Here is an 18199-nt window from a genome sequence, read left to right as displayed (position 1 = left end):
GAGCGTGGATTGAAATACCAGTAGGGGCATCATGTGACCATACAGTAGCGTGTCGCTCCCTTCGCGGGAGCGTGGATTGAAATACAAACTGGACTGAAAAAAAAGTCCTTGACAGGTGTCGCTCCCTTCGCGGGAGCGTGGATTGAAATTTTTCATGCCTCATTTTAGTCTCCTCCGCTGTTTAGTCGCTCCCTTCGCGGGAGCGTGGATTGAAATCTTGAAGAATTCTATTGGCGGCGCATTCCACTGGGTCGCTCCCTTCGCGGGAGCGTGGATTGAAATTATGTAGACACATTGTCCTATACTCATTATAGTAGTCGCTCCCTTCGCGGGAGCGTGGATTGAAATTTCCTTCGTCCTGATAATCCAATCTTTCAGGTCATCGTCGCTCCCTTCGCGGGAGCGTGGATTGAAATCCTGGCGCACGCCGGTAAAGTGTATCTTACCGGGGTCGCTCCCTTCGCGGGAGCGTGGATTGAAATATAAGGGGAATACCACCATAACCGCCACCATTTTTGTCGCTCCCTTCGCGGGAGCGTGGATTGAAATTATTCATGGCGGCGCATTCCACTGGATGCTATCAGTCGCTCCCTTCGCGGGAGCGTGGATTGAAATTTTTTCTATCATAGCTTTTCTTCCAGCTGTGCTTAAGTCGCTCCCTTCGCGGGAGCGTGGATTGAAATCAAAGACCGTGTGGACGGCGGCGGAGACGGTGAGTCGCTCCCTTCGCGGGAGCGTGGATTGAAATATTCCGGCGGGCAATGGCAGAATGGTATTGTTCGGTCGCTCCCTTCGCGGGAGCGTGGATTGAAATGTTGGAAGCCAAAAGTAAGCAGGAAGCACGGGACGTCGCTCCCTTCGCGGGAGCGTGGATTGAAATTCTTGCTTGTCTTCCGTGCCATTTACTGCATCATCGTCGCTCCCTTCGCGGGAGCGTGGATTGAAATACGCTGCCAGTGAAGGCAGTCAGCCGGGTCAGCGGTCGCTCCCTTCGCGGGAGCGTGGATTGAAATATCACTGTCAAACTCTTCGACCATGGCGTCCTTGTCGCTCCCTTCGCGGGAGCGTGGATTGAAATCTTATCATTCAGATACCTAAAAACCATATTCAGTCGCTCCCTTCGCGGGAGCGTGGATTGAAATATTGTTACAGACAAGGTGGTTAAGGTAAACAGGGGTCGCTCCCTTCGCGGGAGCGTGGATTGAAATGCTCATCCGTCCCCAACACGCGGCGGTGTCGTTGCGTCGCTCCCTTCGCGGGAGCGTGGATTGAAATATCAATTTCACGGGCTTCACCACGCTTCATGTCGGTCGCTCCCTTCGCGGGAGCGTGGATTGAAATTCGAAGAGGGAGGCCACCCCGCCATTTCCCCCTTTGTCGCTCCCTTCGCGGGAGCGTGGATTGAAATGTATAGTAATCCCACACAACGGTATCCTCGATGTCGCTCCCTTCGCGGGAGCGTGGATTGAAATCGTACCGCATGCCGGTGCAAAGGGCCGTCATGGTCGCTCCCTTCGCGGGAGCGTGGATTGAAATCGCTATGCAATTTCCGGGCGCTGCCGTCTACTTACATGTCGCTCCCTTCGCGGGAGCGTGGATTGAAATTGTAAGGGTAACCGTCTCAAGCGCTGTCGTATCTGTCGCTCCCTTCGCGGGAGCGTGGATTGAAATATACAGCAAATCACAGATGGCCGCCACGGATAGGGGTCGCTCCCTTCGCGGGAGCGTGGATTGAAATCATCTATCGCCGATGATTCTATAGATATGATTTTATGTCGCTCCCTTCGCGGGAGCGTGGATTGAAATTTCGAGCAAGTTCATAAACTCTTTTTCCTTGCCGGTCGCTCCCTTCGCGGGAGCGTGGATTGAAATTTCATAAAATATCCGCCTGTATGCGTCTATGTTTGTCGCTCCCTTCGCGGGAGCGTGGATTGAAATCATATACGGAAGCGCCGGAGAGGGCACTGGATCCTACGTCGCTCCCTTCGCGGGAGCGTGGATTGAAATTGTAGATGCAGCCCGCAGAACGTCCCTGTACTGGTCGCTCCCTTCGCGGGAGCGTGGATTGAAATGTTACGATTGCCGCAGATCCATACAACATTGCAGGGTCGCTCCCTTCGCGGGAGCGTGGATTGAAATATGAAATCCGTGATGCTTGCAAGAGAGGCGGTGTGTCGCTCCCTTCGCGGGAGCGTGGATTGAAATGTCAAGGCCGTTATGGGCCGGTCCATGACTGATGTCGCTCCCTTCGCGGGAGCGTGGATTGAAATTGCTGATGCCAAGCAGATGACCATTACTGCTGGTCGCTCCCTTCGCGGGAGCGTGGATTGAAATTTTTCTTTATCCACTTTATTTCATAACCGAGCGCGTCGCTCCCTTCGCGGGAGCGTGGATTGAAATTCTGTGGGATGGGTCTTCTCTTTCTGCCGGCTGTTGTCGCTCCCTTCGCGGGAGCGTGGATTGAAATGCATTCCACAATTTTGCACCCGTGGGGGATGGTGGCGTCGCTCCCTTCGCGGGAGCGTGGATTGAAATATCGAATCCCTTTTTATTTACCTGTATTCCTTTGTCGCTCCCTTCGCGGGAGCGTGGATTGAAATCCCATGGGAACATTGGGCGCGTGGTCTGCCAGGGTCGCTCCCTTCGCGGGAGCGTGGATTGAAATTCATGGCGACGTATATGTAGGAGATGGCCACGTCGTCGCTCCCTTCGCGGGAGCGTGGATTGAAATTGAACCGGTCCAATGGCTATGAAAAGGAAATCGTAAGTCGCTCCCTTCGCGGGAGCGTGGATTGAAATAGGCGGCAATACGTCATAGTATTTAACACCGCTGGTCGCTCCCTTCGCGGGAGCGTGGATTGAAATTGCGGGGCGGTTGCCAATGCACAAATGACAAATAAGTCGCTCCCTTCGCGGGAGCGTGGATTGAAATACTGGCACATCTCCAAGTGAGATTGATGCCTGGGTCGCTCCCTTCGCGGGAGCGTGGATTGAAATACAAATCTTTCCTACCGCGACGGGGGACCCACCGTCGCTCCCTTCGCGGGAGCGTGGATTGAAATCATAAATAGCCAGGCACGGATCCGGGAGAATGTGGTCGCTCCCTTCGCGGGAGCGTGGATTGAAATTGAAAAAGCGGTCAATCACCTATCCGAAGATTGGTCGCTCCCTTCGCGGGAGCGTGGATTGAAATAAGTTCTCCATGCCAAAGCTATGGGAAATATCGGAGTCGCTCCCTTCGCGGGAGCGTGGATTGAAATCAAGCGGTACCGTGGTGGCGTTTAGCGGGACTATGTCGCTCCCTTCGCGGGAGCGTGGATTGAAATCCTGAAGTAGCCGGCTGCCTAACCGCAAATAATGTCGCTCCCTTCGCGGGAGCGTGGATTGAAATCCTGTTTTGCCAGGATCGATGTATTCCTGTACGGTCGCTCCCCATGCGGGAGCGTGGATTGAAATACATGACCATCTATTAAGATGTCAGCCAGCCCGGTCGCTCCCCATGCGGGAGCGTGGATTGAAATTTCTTCATGCTCGCCCCCTGGAACCTGTTAACCCTGTCGCTCCCCATGCGGGAGCGTGGATTGAAATGCATACAACACCGCTCCCAACACCATTAGAGGTGTCGCTCCCCATGTGGGAGCGTGGATTGAAATTTGTTGCCGGCCTGCCGAAATTGTTGGCCGTTGGTCGCTCCCCATGCGGGAGCGTGGATTGAAATTATAAGCTCCATGTGGACCTGGTAGCGGAGGCCCAGGTCGCTCCCCGTGCGGGAGCGTGGATTAAAAGGTAAAATCAGAAAGACTCTGGATAGCATCGCAGAAGAGTATTTTGGAATCGGATGAGTGGCTGGTATCTGGCAGCCAGGTAAACAGGCCCTTTAGGCCGTATCCCATCAGTCCCCATCACCATCTCTCAGCCCGGTGGGCAGCTCTCTTCTGGGAAGAGAGCCTCCTGCAGAGGCAATTGCACGTTTTTGGGGACAGAGTCATTAGGATCCCAACAGCGGCGGAGCCGCGGGAAAGTAGCCTCCTTTCTCGGAAGGCGAGGGTCCTGCAGAGGACCCTCGAGCCGGGCCCAAGTTGGCGCCTTTACTGCACAATAAGGAGCTTTCCTTTTAGGGCCCGGCGGTGGCTGCGAAGCAGACGGAGGTTAGCTGATGGGTACGCCGCGGGCGGACTTAGTCTGACGTCTGATTGTCTGACCGTCTGATGTCTCATCGCGGCGAAGCCGCTGGACCTCAACTCTCAACTCTCAACTCTCAAATCTTTCTTTTCTGCCGCAGGCGGTGTAAGACCGTCATAGTCATTGATTTGGGAGATTTCTCGACTCCTCAAAGCTGTAGCGATTTTTGAATACAGCGTCATCACGGCGCGGTACATCGCTCGAAATGACGGGATAAGGGAAGCAAAATATTTAGAGGTTACGGTTATCATTTCTATGGCTTCGCTGCTGGTGGTGTAAGACTGTCATAGTTATTGGCCTGGGAGATTTCAGGGCTCCTCTTGGGGCCCGGCTGACCGGGATGAGGGAAGTGTCTTTTGGTGGAAAAGAGGATAAGAAAATGCCCACAGGCTTGCTGCTATTGAGTTCCGGCCGCAGGCCTGTGGGCATTTTTTTATTTTTAACGTTGGACGTAGTCATGGGTTTGTGGCAGTTTTCTAAGAAAACGCTTAGAATAGTAATTAAGGAAGTCAGCCGTTTTGATATTTTAGGCTATTGTTGTGGGAGAAGGCAGGGATACTATGATTGATGAGATTAGATTTCAGCAGGAGCTCAAGAGCTACAAAGACAATTTTGCAGAATGGTTCAAGGGCCAGGGGAAAAATAGCGGGGAAAAATACAAGTGGCAGGCGGTGAAGTGGTTCCAGGACCATTGGGATATAGAGGCTGCTGATTTTGCTGGTATGCTGAAGGAATCCCTTGCAAAGACGGATAACCTTCTCGCTTCTCAGAATAATTTTGCTAGAGGGATGATTTGTGGCTTTGCCAATCTCCACCCGGAAAAGGTGCGGGAAATGTTCAGAGACCTTTTTGATGAAAGCAGGGATGTAGTAGAACGTATCGAGGCTTTCAAGGAACAATGCAAGGAACTTCTGAAAAAGGACCCTAACCATGCAAAGAACCATTACCAGGACGAGCATGCCATTTCCGTTTATCTCTGGCTGCGGTATCCGGAAAAATATTATATTTATAAAATTTCTGTGCTTAAGGCAGCTGCTAAGGCTTTAGGGGGTCAGTATTCCTTTAAAGATGGAGAGTACGAGGATAACTTACACAATTTCTATGCGTTTTCTGATGAAATCTGCGGAGAGCTTCAGAAAGATAAAGAAATTCGTACCTTACTGGACGGGCAGCTCACCGATGACTGTGATCCGGACAGGGGCCTGAAAACACTGACTTCTGACTTTTTCTATTATATTCGCTCCTCCTTAAAACCGGGAAAGAAGGCCCCTGTTACAGATGAATCAGGGGATGGAACTGAAGGAGATCACATTTCCTACAGCAAAGAGGACTTTCTGAAGGAAGTATTTATGAAAGAGGAAGATTACGACAGCCTTGTGAACCTGCTGGAACGGAAGAAAAATATCATCCTCCAGGGGCCGCCGGGGGTGGGGAAGACCTTTGCGGCGAAACGGCTTGCCTATTCCCTGCTGGGAGAAAAGGTGGAGGACCAGGTGGAGCAGGTGCAGTTCCATGAGAGCTATTCCTACGAAGACTTTGTGATTGGGTACAAACCGGCAAAAGATGGATTCCGCCTGCAGCCGGGGGTGTTTTACCGGTTCTGTAAAAGGGCGGAGAATCATCCGGACAAGAAGTACTTTTTCCTCATCGATGAAATCAACCGGGGAAAACTGGGTAAGGTTTTCGGAGAACTTTTATCTACCATAGAGAACGGATATAGAGGGCAGAAAGTGCGGCTGGCCTATGCTGATGAAGATGGGAGTCCCCTCTATTTCTCAGTGCCGGAAAATGTCTATATCATTGGCATGATGAATACGGCAGATCGGAGTCTGGCGCTTATCGATTATGCCCTGCGCCGGCGTTTCAGCTTCTTTACCATGAAGCCGGGATTTGATTCTCGTGGCTTTGACAAGAGGCGGCAAGATATGGGCAATGTAACTTTTGACAAACTGGTTAAATCCGTTGAGGAATTAAATGAGAAAATTAAGGGAGATAAGACACTGGGTGAGGGATTTGAAATTGGTCACAGCTATCTCTGTGTGGACCGTTGGGAAAAAGAAAACTGTACCAATGCCTGGATGAAGTCGGTGGTGGAATATGAAATCATCCCTCTTCTGTCGGAGTACTGGTTTGATAACGAAAGCATGTTGGAGGAATGGAAGGGTAAACTGAAACAGGTGGTTTCATGACAAGGTATGGGAATATCCTGATTAAAAATATTTACTACATGCTGTCCTATGTACTTCCGGACCTTCGGCGTTCGGTGTACCTGGATCTGGAGAAAGAACCCTTTGATAACATATATTCACTCTTTGCGGGGATACTGGAGAAAGGGGTTTCCTACCAGCTGAAGCAGGGACTTTATCGGGAGTATGAAGAGAAAAGGGAGGATATGGCTGCTGTTCGCGGGCGGATTTACATGCCCGGGACCATGGGGAACCGGATGCGCTGCCGGCGGCTGGTGACCTGCGACTACGATGAGCTGACGGTAGATGGCCCTATGAACCGGGTCCTCAAAACGGTGCTGGCGGAGCTGGTGAGGGACAGACGGGTAGATAAAGAACGCAGGGCCAGGCTGAAAAAGGAGCTTCCCTTCTTTGCCTCCATCAGTCTGATAGACCTTCGGCAGGTGCGGTGGGATGGATTTCATTTCCACAGAAATAACAGGAACTATGAACTGCTCATGGCCATCTGCCGCCTTCTGGTGGAGGGGTCCATCCTTACTACGGGGGAAGGGGCTCGGCACTTGCCAACTTTTGATTTTGAAGACGAACTGAGCCGGATTTATGAAAAGTTCCTGCTGAATTACTACAAGCAAGAATATGAAAGGAAGTATCCGGGCTTTACTGCAGGGGCTCGGACGATTAACTGGGATCTGGATGATGGAAACCGGGATCTTCTTCCCTCTATGAATACGGATGTCACGCTGTCCATGGGGGATAAGATCCTGATTCTGGATGCCAAGTTTTATCAGCATACACTGCAGGAACACCATGATAACCAATCCCAGCATTCTCACAATATGTACCAGATCTTTGCCTATGTGAAAAATGAGGCGGCCAATGAAGGAGAAAAGACTGTGGCCGGTATGCTGCTCTATGCCAGGACCGATGAGGAAGTCCTGCCGGACGCGGAGTACCGGATGAGCGGGAATCGGATCTCCGTGAAATCACTGGACCTGAACCGGGACTTTAGCGAGATCCGAAGGACCCTGAATGGCATCGCAGAAGAGTATTTTGGAATCGGATGAGTGGCTGGTATCTGGCAGCCAGGTAAACTGACTCTTTGGGTGGTATCCCATCAGTCCCCGTCACCATCTCTCAGCCCGGTGGGCAGCTCTCTTCTGAGAAGAGAGCCTCCGGTGGAGGCAATTGCACGTTTTGGGGACAGAGTCTTTAGGACTCCAACGGCGGCGGAGCCGCTGGACCGCAACTCTCAACTCTCGATTTTATAAGTAGCTAGTAGCTAGTGGCTGGGCGGTCAGGCCCTGCGCGCTGGTCCCATCAGTTTTCATCAGCTAACCCCACCCCGTTGGGGAGCCCCTTCCCGAGGAAGGGGCCTCGTGCGGAGGCAATTGTGCGTTTTAGGGACAGAGTCTTTAGGACTCCAATAGCGGCGGAGCCGCTGGTGCTGTCTGATGTCTGCCGTCTGACCGTCTGATGTCTCATGGCCGGACAGCAAGCCAATCGTATGCAAGCATCCCAACTTATTCAACCGATCCAACCGGTGAAAGAAATCTGTGAGCCGTAAGCTGTCAGCCTTGTCCCGCTAACTCTCCATCTCTCTTCCATCTTACCCTCCCATTGATTCACAAACCATTTTTGTATATAATTTTATCAGAATATTGACTATATTATGATGGGATGGTGATGGTTATGATCGAGATTCGGCCGGTTTCGGATTTACGGTATAAGTTTTCAGAAATAGAAAAGCAGGTGCAGAGTGGGCAGCCGGTGTACCTGACGAAGAATGGATATGGGGCTATGGTGGTGATGAGTATAGAATCCTATTCCCGGTTGACAGACCCCGCGGAAAGGGCACTGGATGAAGCGGATCTGGCGGCTCGGACCGATGATCGCCGGATGAATCATAAGGAGGTCTTCGATAAGCTCCGGAGCCGCCATCAGGACAAATGAAATTTCAGGAATTTGAGCGTAAAAAAACAAGGCAATCCATGCTTTTGGATGGGCCTTGTTTTTTTAATTGAGGATTTCTGATGGGTGAGTTTTGTGCGACCCTGTGGCTGGGGATCCGGCTGAAGACGATAGAAGATAGATGATAGAAGATAGATGAATACAGGCCCTGCGGGCCGGGGCCTGTCAGTTTCCATCAGCTAACCTCAGCCCCGTGGGCAGCTCCTGCCCGACTTCGCTGGGAAAGGGTTCACTGGATTTTCGCTCGCTGACGCTCACTACAGCACGGCTATCAGCGACTCACGACAATTTGTGCGTCGCTGGCGCTCCTTCGCTACGGCTGTCACCGACTCACGACAATTTGTGCGTCGCTGGCGCTCCTTCGCTACGGCTGTCACCGACTCACGATGATTTGTGCGTCACTAACGCTCCTTCAAATCATGTTCGCTGGTGCAACTTGTGTTCGCTGCTGTAACTCCAGTTCGCTTGCTTCCCCGAGGAAGAGGCCTCGTGCGGAGGCAATTGTGCGTTTCGGGGCTAGAGTCAAATTTTGGCCGCTACGCGGCAACCCACCCACCGCTAACGCGGTTCCCCCTCCCTTGCGAGCAAGGGAGGGTTAACTTTTGCGGAAAAACCACGGGGCCTCAATTCTCTTACCTCAAATCTCAAATCTTTCATTTCCACATAAAAAAAGCCATCCAAAATGGCTTTCGGAAGGCTTTCTTCAAACTATAAATTTGCGAGGGAGCCGTTCCGTCTACCACACGGAATTGTATCGGCTGTCTCTTTCTTTGTGTATTATATCATAAAATCTAAATAAAATGGAAGGAAGAATAATCTGCGATAAGGCGCCTTCCTTTTGGGGTCTGGCCCACCGCAGTGGGGGCAGAGTGCATTCTCTAAGGAGGCGATAGCTGAAAATGCCCACAGACCTGGCGGCCGGAGTTCCGACCGCAGGCCTGTGGGCTTCTATCTTCTATCGTCTATTTTCTATCGTCTCAGCGGCATTTCCGTCAGTTTCCATCGGCACCCACCCACCGCAAGCGGTCCCCCCCTCCCTCTAAAGAGGGAGGGTTGTGGGTGCATTAGCGGCGAAGCCGCTGGACCTCAACTCTCAACTCTCAAATCTCAACTCTGCTTTTGCGGCGGAGCCGCGGATCCAGCCTGACGTCTGATTGTCTGACATCTGACTGTCTGATATCTCCCTCCGGTGAAGGATATCGGTAAGCTGTAAGCTGACAGCTGTCAGCCCTGCCCCACTGTCCCCCTGTCTCACTAACTCACTAACCCACTACTCTCCTCGATCTCGCTCTCGATCTCGTCTCTCCTCCTCCCGCTCTTTCAGTTCTCTCTCGTACGCGGCCCTTCCGATCATGGAGAGGTGGCGGAGGTCTGCTTCTGTGAGGCTGAACAGGTAGTCGTGGCTGATTTTGTCGGCGGCCAGGATTTTTTCTCCTATCAGCTGGTCCATGCTTTTGAATGGAATGATTTTTGCCATGGGAATCACCTCTTGCTTTCATTGTACTCCGGGTAGTGACAGGAAATGGCAGTGGGGGAGAAAGATCGAGATCGAGAAAAGCGGCGGCTTTGCCGCGGGGCCTCAACTCTCAACTCTTTCTTTTTGCCTTGCGCAAATCAGTGGCTGGTATCTAGTGGCTGGTGGCTGGGTGGACAGCCGCTTCGCGGCCAATGCACCCCTTCAGGCGCCTGACGGCGCCAGCTCCCCCAATGGGGGAGCCAAGATATTTACCTTCGGCGGAGCCGCGGGAACGCAACTCTCAACTCTCTCTTTTCTCTCCTATAGCCTCACACTGCATGTTTATGTGCATAGCCAACCGCCCCTATCTCCTGCTTCGCAGGTCCCGCCTCTCCGAGGCGGATCCATCCCCCGCCCTTTGGGCTGCCGCCGTTTGGCCTAAAAGGAAGGCGCTTTGATGGGCAGGCTAAGCGCCTTTTGTATGCCAAACTTGGACATCCTATGCAGGATGTCCATCTCCAAGGGGGCACTTGCTTACCGATATTCTCAATATAAAGATAACCAATTGCATGCAGCTATTCGCGGCTCTGCCGCTGGACCTCAATTCTCTTCACTCAACTCTCAATTCTATTTTTTTCGGCGAAGCTGCTGTCCTTATGCTACAATACCCACATGGAGACAGGACAGGAAGGTGACAGCATGATTTCGTATATACAGAAATGGTGGAAGCGGGGGCTGATCCTGCTTTCACTCTTTGTGATGGTCCTGGGACTCTCTGCCTGCGGCAGCGAGAAGAAGACCATCGCCATTACGCCGGATACGGGGGAGAAAATCGACGTGACCCTGGACGGCGGCGATGATTTTAATATGGACTATGTGAATGGGGTACTCATGGTGTACCAGAAGAAGAAGGTCATGATGCGGTTCGCCTTCATTACGAAGGACATGGCTATAGCCCAGAAGAAGAGCGCCAGCAAGGTGCCTTCGGAAATCCACAGGGATGAGGATTCCTATATTTTCTTCAGCGCCGCCGGCCCCGAGGGCATGGTGGATTACTACCTGTTCCCCGTAGGAGATAAGACCTGGGCCTACGGCGCCACCCACCTGCCACCGGAGGCAGCGGAAAAGGTGATGGACCGGGTGCACTTCAATAAAAAGAGTTGAGAGTTGAGATTTGAGAGTTGAGGCCCAGGCTTCGCCGCGGATTTGCATGCTGACGGATGGAGTCACTGGCACGGGGCTGCTAGCTGCTGGCTTTTAGCAGCTAGGAAGGCTGGACAGCCTACGGCATGACGAGAGGTAGAAATAACGGACAGAAAGTGCCGCAGGCGGATCAGTTTTCCTGAAAGCTAGCCGCTAGGAGCTAGAAGCCCCCGCCCGTTCACACGCAAGCTCACCCAGCCATCACCCGGCCCGGAGGGCCGGAACCCCTCAATTCTCTTCACTCAAATCTCAATTCTGCTTTTTCCATTGAAAAAACATGGCGTATATTATACACTGATACGAGTGTATTTTTCGTTTGAGGAGGCGTGTCAAAATTTTAATCGGCGGCATAGAAGCAGGCGGTACCAAAATTATTTGCGGCGTAGGTGAAGTGAGGGATGGGAAAATCCGGATCCTTTCGGAAATGCGGTTCCCCACCACCACGGCGGCCCAGGTGCTCCCGGAAATTATTAACTGGTTCAAACAGTATTCCATCGAATCCCTGGGCATTGCAAGTTTCGGGCCTTTGGACCTGAAGAAAGATTCCCCTACCTACGGGTATATCAAAGCTACCCCGAAGAAGGGCTGGCAGGACGTGGATTTCGTAGGTCCCTTTGCCAGGGCCCTTTCGGTACCCATCGAATTTGATACCGACGTGAACGGGGCGGCCCTGGGGGAAGCGGTATACGGCGCCGGCATGGGATGCCCGGTGGTGTCCTACATGACCGTAGGCACCGGTATCGGCGTGGGCCTGTACTGCGATGGAAAGCTGCTCCATGGCCTCGTCCATCCGGAAGCGGGGCACATGCTCGTCCAGCGTCATCCAAAGGACACCTACGAGGGAAGCTGCCCCTTCCATAAGGATTCCTTCCTCCCCGGCGGGTGCCTGGAAGGCTATGCCTGCGGACCGGCTATCCAGAAGCGCTGGGGCGCTCCGGGAGAGACTCTCCACAACCGGAAGGAAGTATGGGAAATGGAAGCCTACTACCTGGGCCAGGGGGTATCGAACCTGGTACTCCTCTATTCGCCGGACCGGATTATCATCGGCGGCGGCGTCATGCACCAGGAAGGTCTCTTCGAGATGGTGCGGGCGGAAGTGAAGAAGAACCTGGCCGGCTACATCCACTCGGATATGGTGGACAGCCGTCTGGAAGAATACATCGTACCGCCGGCCCTGGGAGACCACGCCGGCCTCACGGGAGCCATCGAACTGGGCAAACGGGCCTGGGAAAATGCGAACGGGGATTGAGAGAATTGAGAGATAAAAAAGCCATCGGCCATGGGCCGGTGGCTTTTTTATTCGGGTGTCCTGTGGTCGAGTGCCATTCGAACGGATGGGGGCTTCTAGCTATTAGCTGTTAGCTTTTAGGAAAGCTGGTCAGCCTGCGGCACATCAGTAGCTAGTGGCTAGTATCTGGTGGCTAGGCGGTCAGGCCCTGCGGGCCGGGTGACGGATGGATGAGTGAGTGGCTGAACGTGCGAGGGCTTCCAGCTGCTGGCATTTAGCGCCTGGGAAAGATGGTTCGCCTGCGGCTAAAAAGAAAGAGTTGAGGGCCAGCGGCAAAGCCGCTGAAGGCCTAGACCTAGATCTAGATCTAGGTCCCCAAGGCCTCCGGCCCTATCCCCCTCGATCTCGACCGCGGTCTCGATCTCAGCCGCTTCGCGACTATTCCTGCACCGCTTTGGTCGGGGCGAAACGGGAGGCGATGATGCCGATGATGAGGCCGGCGATGCAGAAGGAAACCCAGCCCAGGCCGTAGCCCGCCAGGGGCAGGGAGGCCATGAAGCCGTCCAGGGTGCCCATGGAGAGGCCGGCGGTGTGGATGCCGTCATAGAGGGATGGCAGGAAGGTGAAGAGGGTGGCCATGCGGTACACGCTGCGGTAGCCGCCGAAAAGGGCGTGGGTGAAGGTGAGGAGTACTAGGGAAATGGTCAATGGATAGAGGAACATGAGCACCGGAATGGCTGCTTTGATGATGGTGGTGAGGCCGAAGAGGGCCACGAAGAAGGAGGCAATGGAGAAGGCGGACACCCACATGGAGTAGGACAGGGCCGGAATGAGGCGGGAGAAATACTCGGCGCAGGCAGTGATAAGGCCTACGCTGGTGGTGAGGCAGGCCAGGAGCACGATGACTCCCATCACCATGCGGCCGTAGGAGCCGAAGTAGTACCGGGCAGTGCCTACGAGGACGCCGGCCCCGTTTTCCTGCATCCCCAGTTCCGTGACGGAAGAGGCCCCCAGGAAACAGAGGAAAATGTAAATGATGCCGAGGCAGGCACCGGCGATGAGGCCGCTCTTCAGGGTAGACAGGGCCACTTCCTCATTGGTCTTTGCCCCGTACTGGCGGACAGAATTGACCACGATGATACCGAATACGAAGGCCGCCAGGGCATCCATGGTGCCGTAGCCATCGAGGAATCCCTGGGTAAGGGCTTTCAGTGTATCCCGGTAGCCATCAGCAGCGGGCTGCCAGGGCCCCATGGGATGGATGGTGGATACGATGAAGAGGAGCGCCAGGAAGAGGAGGAGCACCGGCGTAATGACCTTGCCGATGCGGTCCACCAGCTTTGTGGGGGTGACGGAAAGCCACCAGGAAATGGCGAAGAAAATAAAGCAGAATACGTAGAGGGCCATCTGCTTCATGGCACTGCCGAAGAAGGGGGCAATAGCGATTTCAAAGGACGTGGTGGCGGTACGGGGAATGGCGAAGGCCGGTCCGATGGTGAGGTACAGGGCCACGGTGAAGAAAATGGCGTACTTCGGATGGATCCGGGTGGCCAGTGTCTGCAGGTCCCCACCGGAATAGCCGATGGCCGCTACTCCCAAAATGGGGAGACCTACGCCGGTCAAAATGAAGCCGATGGTGGCAGGAATGGTATTGACGCCGGAATTCTGTCCCATGAATACAGGGAATATGAGGTTTCCGGCCCCAAAGAACAGGGCGAAAAGCATGAGCCCGATGGGGATGAGGGAATTGGTTGATTTCTTCATAACATACAGCTCCTTTTCAGAACACGACTGCCGGCGGGGTAAAAGAAAAGCCCTGCCGGAAAAATCCGACAGGGCACAGAATCTGTGAGGTACCACCTTGTCCACATACTTGATTCAGCGATAACGGTACTGCCGCCTGCTCCTGGCCCAGGGCTCAGAACAGGAACTCCCGGTTGACGTGGCTCCTTCGCTCCAGCAGTTCGCACCATCCACTGCCTCTCTGGGAAGACTCCAAAGCCTGATTCCGATCCTCGTTAGTTTGTATGACTTGAATGTATTCTAGCATGATAAATTTAGTAAGTCAAGGGAAAAGAAAGAGAATGTATGTGTCAAGGTTTTCTCGGTACTTTATTTGACAGTCGACGTTATCAGGTTTCCCAGCCTCTGCTTTCTCAATAAATCTGTATCGCTTTAGCAAGCTGGCCCATCGGAGTTGAAGTCGCTCCATATACGCCTATACGGCCTTCCAGGCACCCGGGACGGTAATTCCGTGCGTTCCTGTGCCATTTAGCGTCCCTGGCGGCTTTGCGGTTCGTTTTTACGGCTGCTACGACCGCCTTATGCATCTGCCGGTCCATCTTCTTGTAGGCTTTGCCTGCAGCACAGTAAATCAGGGCTTTTTCCAAAGTGTCATTCTGGGTAGCAGTAATCAGCGTGCCTATTGAATCCATACCTATCCTGCACCAGCTGCGCCCCTGCTTTTTCAGACGGTAGCTATAGCGTCGGTGGTTGCTTTCAGCTGCCCCCAGGTGGATATCGGTTCGGATTCCGCGCTCCCGGATGCCCGGGATATAGTCGGCGTTGCGACTCAGATAGTCTGCCAGTCTCCGTACCTGCTCGGCCTGTTCTTCTGTTTCTGCGTAGCTGGCAGCCGTATCCAGATATGGCTTCATATCTGTGATGACATTTCTGCTCTTATTCAGTTCAAGCACGAATTTATCGATGAATCCACGTGGGCAGAAGCTGAGGCGGGTCCGCACTTTCTCATTCACATGGTATCTGTCCCGGAAATGGTAATGTGTCTTGCATCCCTCGACTATATCGTCGAAGTCACCGAAATTATATCCTGCTCCGCCATCCCCGTTGGAAAGTACTGTAATCTCGCTCAGATTGTACCGGCCATGCACCCACACCTTGACGAGTTCAACCAGCCTTTTCCTATCCGTTCCAGAGAAGCAGTGGTACCCTGTCAGTCTCGAACGTTTCCCATTCTTCTCGACGCCCTCATAGACCTGGATTCGGTGAAGTTCTATGTTCTGGCCGCCTTTGGTATCGGTGACGGGGTCCGCCTGCTGCTTCATTACAATCCCATCGCCCTCAATAGCCAGCAGCCCGTTCTCCGGTACTCTCTTCTCGGCCTGCTCCATAGCTGCATCTGCTGCTTCGTATTTTCTGACCATTTGGGCGGCAGCGCGGCTGAGATTTGAAACTGTCTGATGTGAAATATCCGTCTGGGTCAGAATTTTCACGATATGGCTCACATTACGGAACTGGGTAACCTGGGTAGCCTGCGCAATGCGCAGAATCACTCCCATGCTATAGTGACGGGAAGGCAGAAATCCAAATTTCTTATCTAACGGGTAAAATCCCTGCTTTCCGGCCATCTCCAGCCGCCTCCGCTTGTAGGTGACAGGACCAAACAGGCAGTATATGGTTCTGGAATCCCGCCGGGAAATCCGCCACCCCTGAGGCTTGTAGACCCTATCGTACAGCTCGCCATCGATCATTTCGAAGGCCGTCGCCACAAGAAGGCCAAAGAGTTCCGTGAAGAGGTGCCAGAGAACCTGCTCCATGGCCAGTGAATCCTTGGAATCCTTGATACTCTTGAGAATTTCCTCCTGAATAAAAGGTTTGAAAAGTTCGATATTCTCTGATAAAATGCTCATTGGGAAGAGTCCTTTCTTTTGATTTTGTCGCAAGGAAATTATAACATTTCCATCAAAGGGGACTCTTCCCTTTTCTATCCAGCAGGGGAGAAATCCTCTACCGAGAAACATTTTACACTAAGAAAGAGAATTGAGATTTGAGAGTTGAGAGTTGAGGTCCAGCGGAAGCGAAATGGATAGTAGCTAGTAGCTGGTATCTAGTGGCTGGGCGGTCAGGCCCTTTGGGCCAGATGATGGATGGGTGCGTGAGCGGTCAACCGTGTGGAGGCTTCCAGCTGCTGGCGGCTGGAAGCCCCGTCCGTTCGCGCGGCACTCGGCCACAAAAGGGAGGAGGCTTCCCGTCAATATCTTCGCTGATTCATGAACACTTCCCTTCAACTCGTCATTTCGAGCGGAGGTAAGCGCCGTGATGAGGCTCTCCATGTAAGAATCGCTACAGCTTCGAGGAGTCGAGAAATCTCCCTGGTAAATGACTATGACGGGATTCAAAAGCAGAATTGAGAATTGAGTGAAGAGAATTGAGGTCCCGCGGCTTCGCCGCCATTCCAACTGACTCTACCCCCCTCGTCATTTCGAGCGGTGGCTAGCGCCGTGATGACACTCCATATAAGAATCGCTAAAGCTTCGACGAGTCGAGAAATCTCTCTGGTGTATGACTATGACGGGATTCAAAAGCAGAATTGAGAATTGAGTGAAGAGAATTGAGGCCCTGCGGCTCCGCCGCCATCCCAACTGACTCTACCCCCCTCGTCATTTCGAGCGGAGGTAAGCGCCGTGATGACGCTCTCCATGTAAGAATCGCTACAGCTTCGAGGAGTCGAGAAATCTCCCTGGTAAATGACTATGACGGGGTTTTCGAAGAAATCGTTGGGAGTGAAAGCCCAGCGGTCCCGCCCCAGGCCCATCAGAATCCCTCTGTCACTCCGTGACATCATTCCGGCCGGGCCACAAGAGGAAGGTGCCTTAGTGTGCAGTAAAGGCACCAACTTGGGCCCGGCTCGAGGGTCCTATGCAGGACCCTCGCCTTTGGAAAAGGGGACTGCCCATTAGCGGCTTCGCCGCATCCATCCTGCGGCTTTGCCGCGCCCTTCTCTAAGGGCCTGCATGATTGGGAAAGAGTTGAGAGTTGAGAGTTGAGAGTTGAGGCCCCGCGGCTCCGCCGCAGACCCATCAGAATCCCTCTGTCACTTCGTGACATCCCCCTTTGGAAAAGGGGGACTATCCATTAGCGGCTTCGCCGCAGGAAACTTACTGCCCCCTTCAAGGCTCATTGGCCGCGAAGCGGCTGGACCTCCATTCTCTTTACTCAAATCTCAATTCTTGCAATAAAAAACTCCCCTTACCGGGGAGTCCATAGTAAAGGGGAATTTGATTATCTGTCTCTTGTACGGCAGAGGCCGCGGTCGCAGTTCCGGAGGAACCGGAGGAGATGTTCGATTTCCGGAGTGGACGGGAGTTCCTGTTCCATTTCCAGGATAGCATCGTTCAGCTTCAGGCCGGATCGGAAAATGAGGCGGTATGCCTTTTTCAGGTAGCTCTTCACTTCGGGGCTGATGTTGTTCCGGGCCAGGCCCACGCTGTTCAGGCCCACCACCCGGGAGGGGTTGCCGTCTACGATGACGAAGGGGCATACGTCCTGTACGATCTTGGACATGCCGCCTACCATGGCGCAGGCACCGATCTTTACGAACTGGTGGATGCCGCTCATGCCGCCGATGACTGCATGGTCTTCTACGGTTACATGGCCTGCCACGCCGGAGAAGCTGGACATGACGATGTGGTCGCCGAAGTTGCAGTTGTGGGCCACGTGGGTGTAGGCCTGCAGCATGTTGTAGGAGCCTACCCGGGTTTCGCAGTTCTCGCCGGTAGCCCGGTGGATGGTCACGTATTCGCGGATCAGGTTATGGTCGCCGATGACCACGGTGCTGTATTCATCGTGGAATTTCAGATCCTGGGGATCTTCACCGATGACTGCATGGGGGTAAATGTGGTTTTCCTTGCCCATGCGTACGTTTTTTGCAATAATGGCGTGGGCGCCGATGACGGAGCCTTCGCCGATTTCACAGTTTTCGCCGATCACCGCATAGGGTCCGATGACCACATTCTTATGAATGATGGCGGTCGGGTCGATGATGGCGGTTGGATGGATATTCGGTTCTGCCGATTTGATAACTTTTAATTCCATATGTCCCATTCCCCTTTAGTATGATGCAGCCGATTTTTGACTGTCGGCCGGTTTTAGACTTTTATGATTCTCTTTATACATAAATCCCTGTTTTTCTCTCCATTTGAAACGGTGATTTACGGCTGTTTATAAGGGGAATCC

General features: G+C 53.2%; 9 protein-coding genes and 1 CRISPR repeat array (1 of these 10 only partly in view). Of the genes, 5 read left to right on the top strand and 4 right to left on the bottom strand.

Annotation, left to right across the window (positions count from 1 at the left end; all coding sequences use genetic code 11):
- A CRISPR array of direct repeats spans positions 1 to 3786; the repeat unit is 32 nt; unit sequence GTCGCTCCCTTCGCGGGAGCGTGGATTGAAAT (it extends 1600 nt beyond the left edge of the window).
- 956 nt (positions 3787 to 4742) lie between these two features.
- From ACFWUL_RS10315 to ACFWUL_RS10305, 3 genes are all read left to right on the top strand, one after another.
- Entirely contained in the window at positions 4743 to 6371 is a 1629-nt protein-coding gene (locus ACFWUL_RS10315; RefSeq protein WP_416177219.1) for an AAA family ATPase, read from the top strand.
- The gene (gene mcrC, locus ACFWUL_RS10310; protein WP_416177218.1) at positions 6368 to 7432 is read left to right on the top strand and encodes a 5-methylcytosine-specific restriction endonuclease system specificity protein McrC; all 1065 of its coding nucleotides are present in this window, start codon (positions 6368 to 6370) and stop codon (positions 7430 to 7432) included. The genes ACFWUL_RS10315 and mcrC overlap by 4 nt, the downstream gene beginning before the upstream one ends.
- 625 nt (positions 7433 to 8057) lie before the next feature.
- The gene (locus tag ACFWUL_RS10305) at positions 8058 to 8318 is read left to right on the top strand and encodes a type II toxin-antitoxin system prevent-host-death family antitoxin (protein WP_416177217.1); all 261 of its coding nucleotides are present in this window, start codon (positions 8058 to 8060) and stop codon (positions 8316 to 8318) included.
- Positions 8319 to 9606: 1288 nt separating this feature from the next.
- Here ACFWUL_RS10305 and ACFWUL_RS10300 read toward each other — a convergent pair.
- Complete coding sequence (locus ACFWUL_RS10300) at positions 9607 to 9813, bottom strand: hypothetical protein (RefSeq protein WP_416177216.1); 207 nt, start codon at positions 9811 to 9813, stop codon at positions 9607 to 9609.
- Between the two features lie 678 nt (positions 9814 to 10491).
- Here ACFWUL_RS10300 and ACFWUL_RS10295 point away from each other — a divergent pair.
- Positions 10492 to 10956, top strand: coding sequence for a hypothetical protein (locus ACFWUL_RS10295; RefSeq protein WP_416177215.1), 465 nt, complete (start codon positions 10492 to 10494; stop codon positions 10954 to 10956).
- Between the two features lie 355 nt (positions 10957 to 11311).
- Positions 11312 to 12244 (top strand): ROK family protein, encoded by a 933-nt coding sequence (locus tag ACFWUL_RS10290; RefSeq protein WP_416177214.1) that lies wholly within the window; start codon positions 11312 to 11314, stop codon positions 12242 to 12244.
- Between the two features lie 417 nt (positions 12245 to 12661).
- Here ACFWUL_RS10290 and brnQ read toward each other — a convergent pair whose 3' ends face one another.
- The 3 genes from brnQ to lpxA form a co-directional block, all read right to left on the bottom strand.
- The gene (gene brnQ, locus ACFWUL_RS10285) at positions 12662 to 13987 is read right to left on the bottom strand and encodes a branched-chain amino acid transport system II carrier protein (RefSeq protein WP_416177213.1); all 1326 of its coding nucleotides are present in this window, start codon (positions 13985 to 13987) and stop codon (positions 12662 to 12664) included.
- Positions 13988 to 14379: 392 nt separating this feature from the next.
- Positions 14380 to 15873: an ISLre2 family transposase gene (locus ACFWUL_RS10280; RefSeq protein ID WP_416176797.1), complete on the bottom strand. Its 1494-nt coding sequence runs from the start codon at positions 15871 to 15873 to the stop codon at positions 14380 to 14382.
- A 1372-nt stretch (positions 15874 to 17245) separates the two neighbouring features.
- A complete protein-coding gene (gene lpxA, locus ACFWUL_RS10275; protein WP_297023624.1) occupies positions 17246 to 18058 on the bottom strand; it encodes an acyl-ACP--UDP-N-acetylglucosamine O-acyltransferase in 813 nt (270 codons plus the stop codon).
- Positions 18059 to 18199: the final 141 nt, after the last annotated feature.

This window comes from Dialister sp. (genome assembly GCF_047832375.1).
In the GTDB taxonomy this organism is placed as follows: Bacteria; Bacillota; Negativicutes; order Veillonellales; family Dialisteraceae; genus Dialister.
This window is presented reverse-complemented; position numbering and strand designations above follow the sequence as displayed.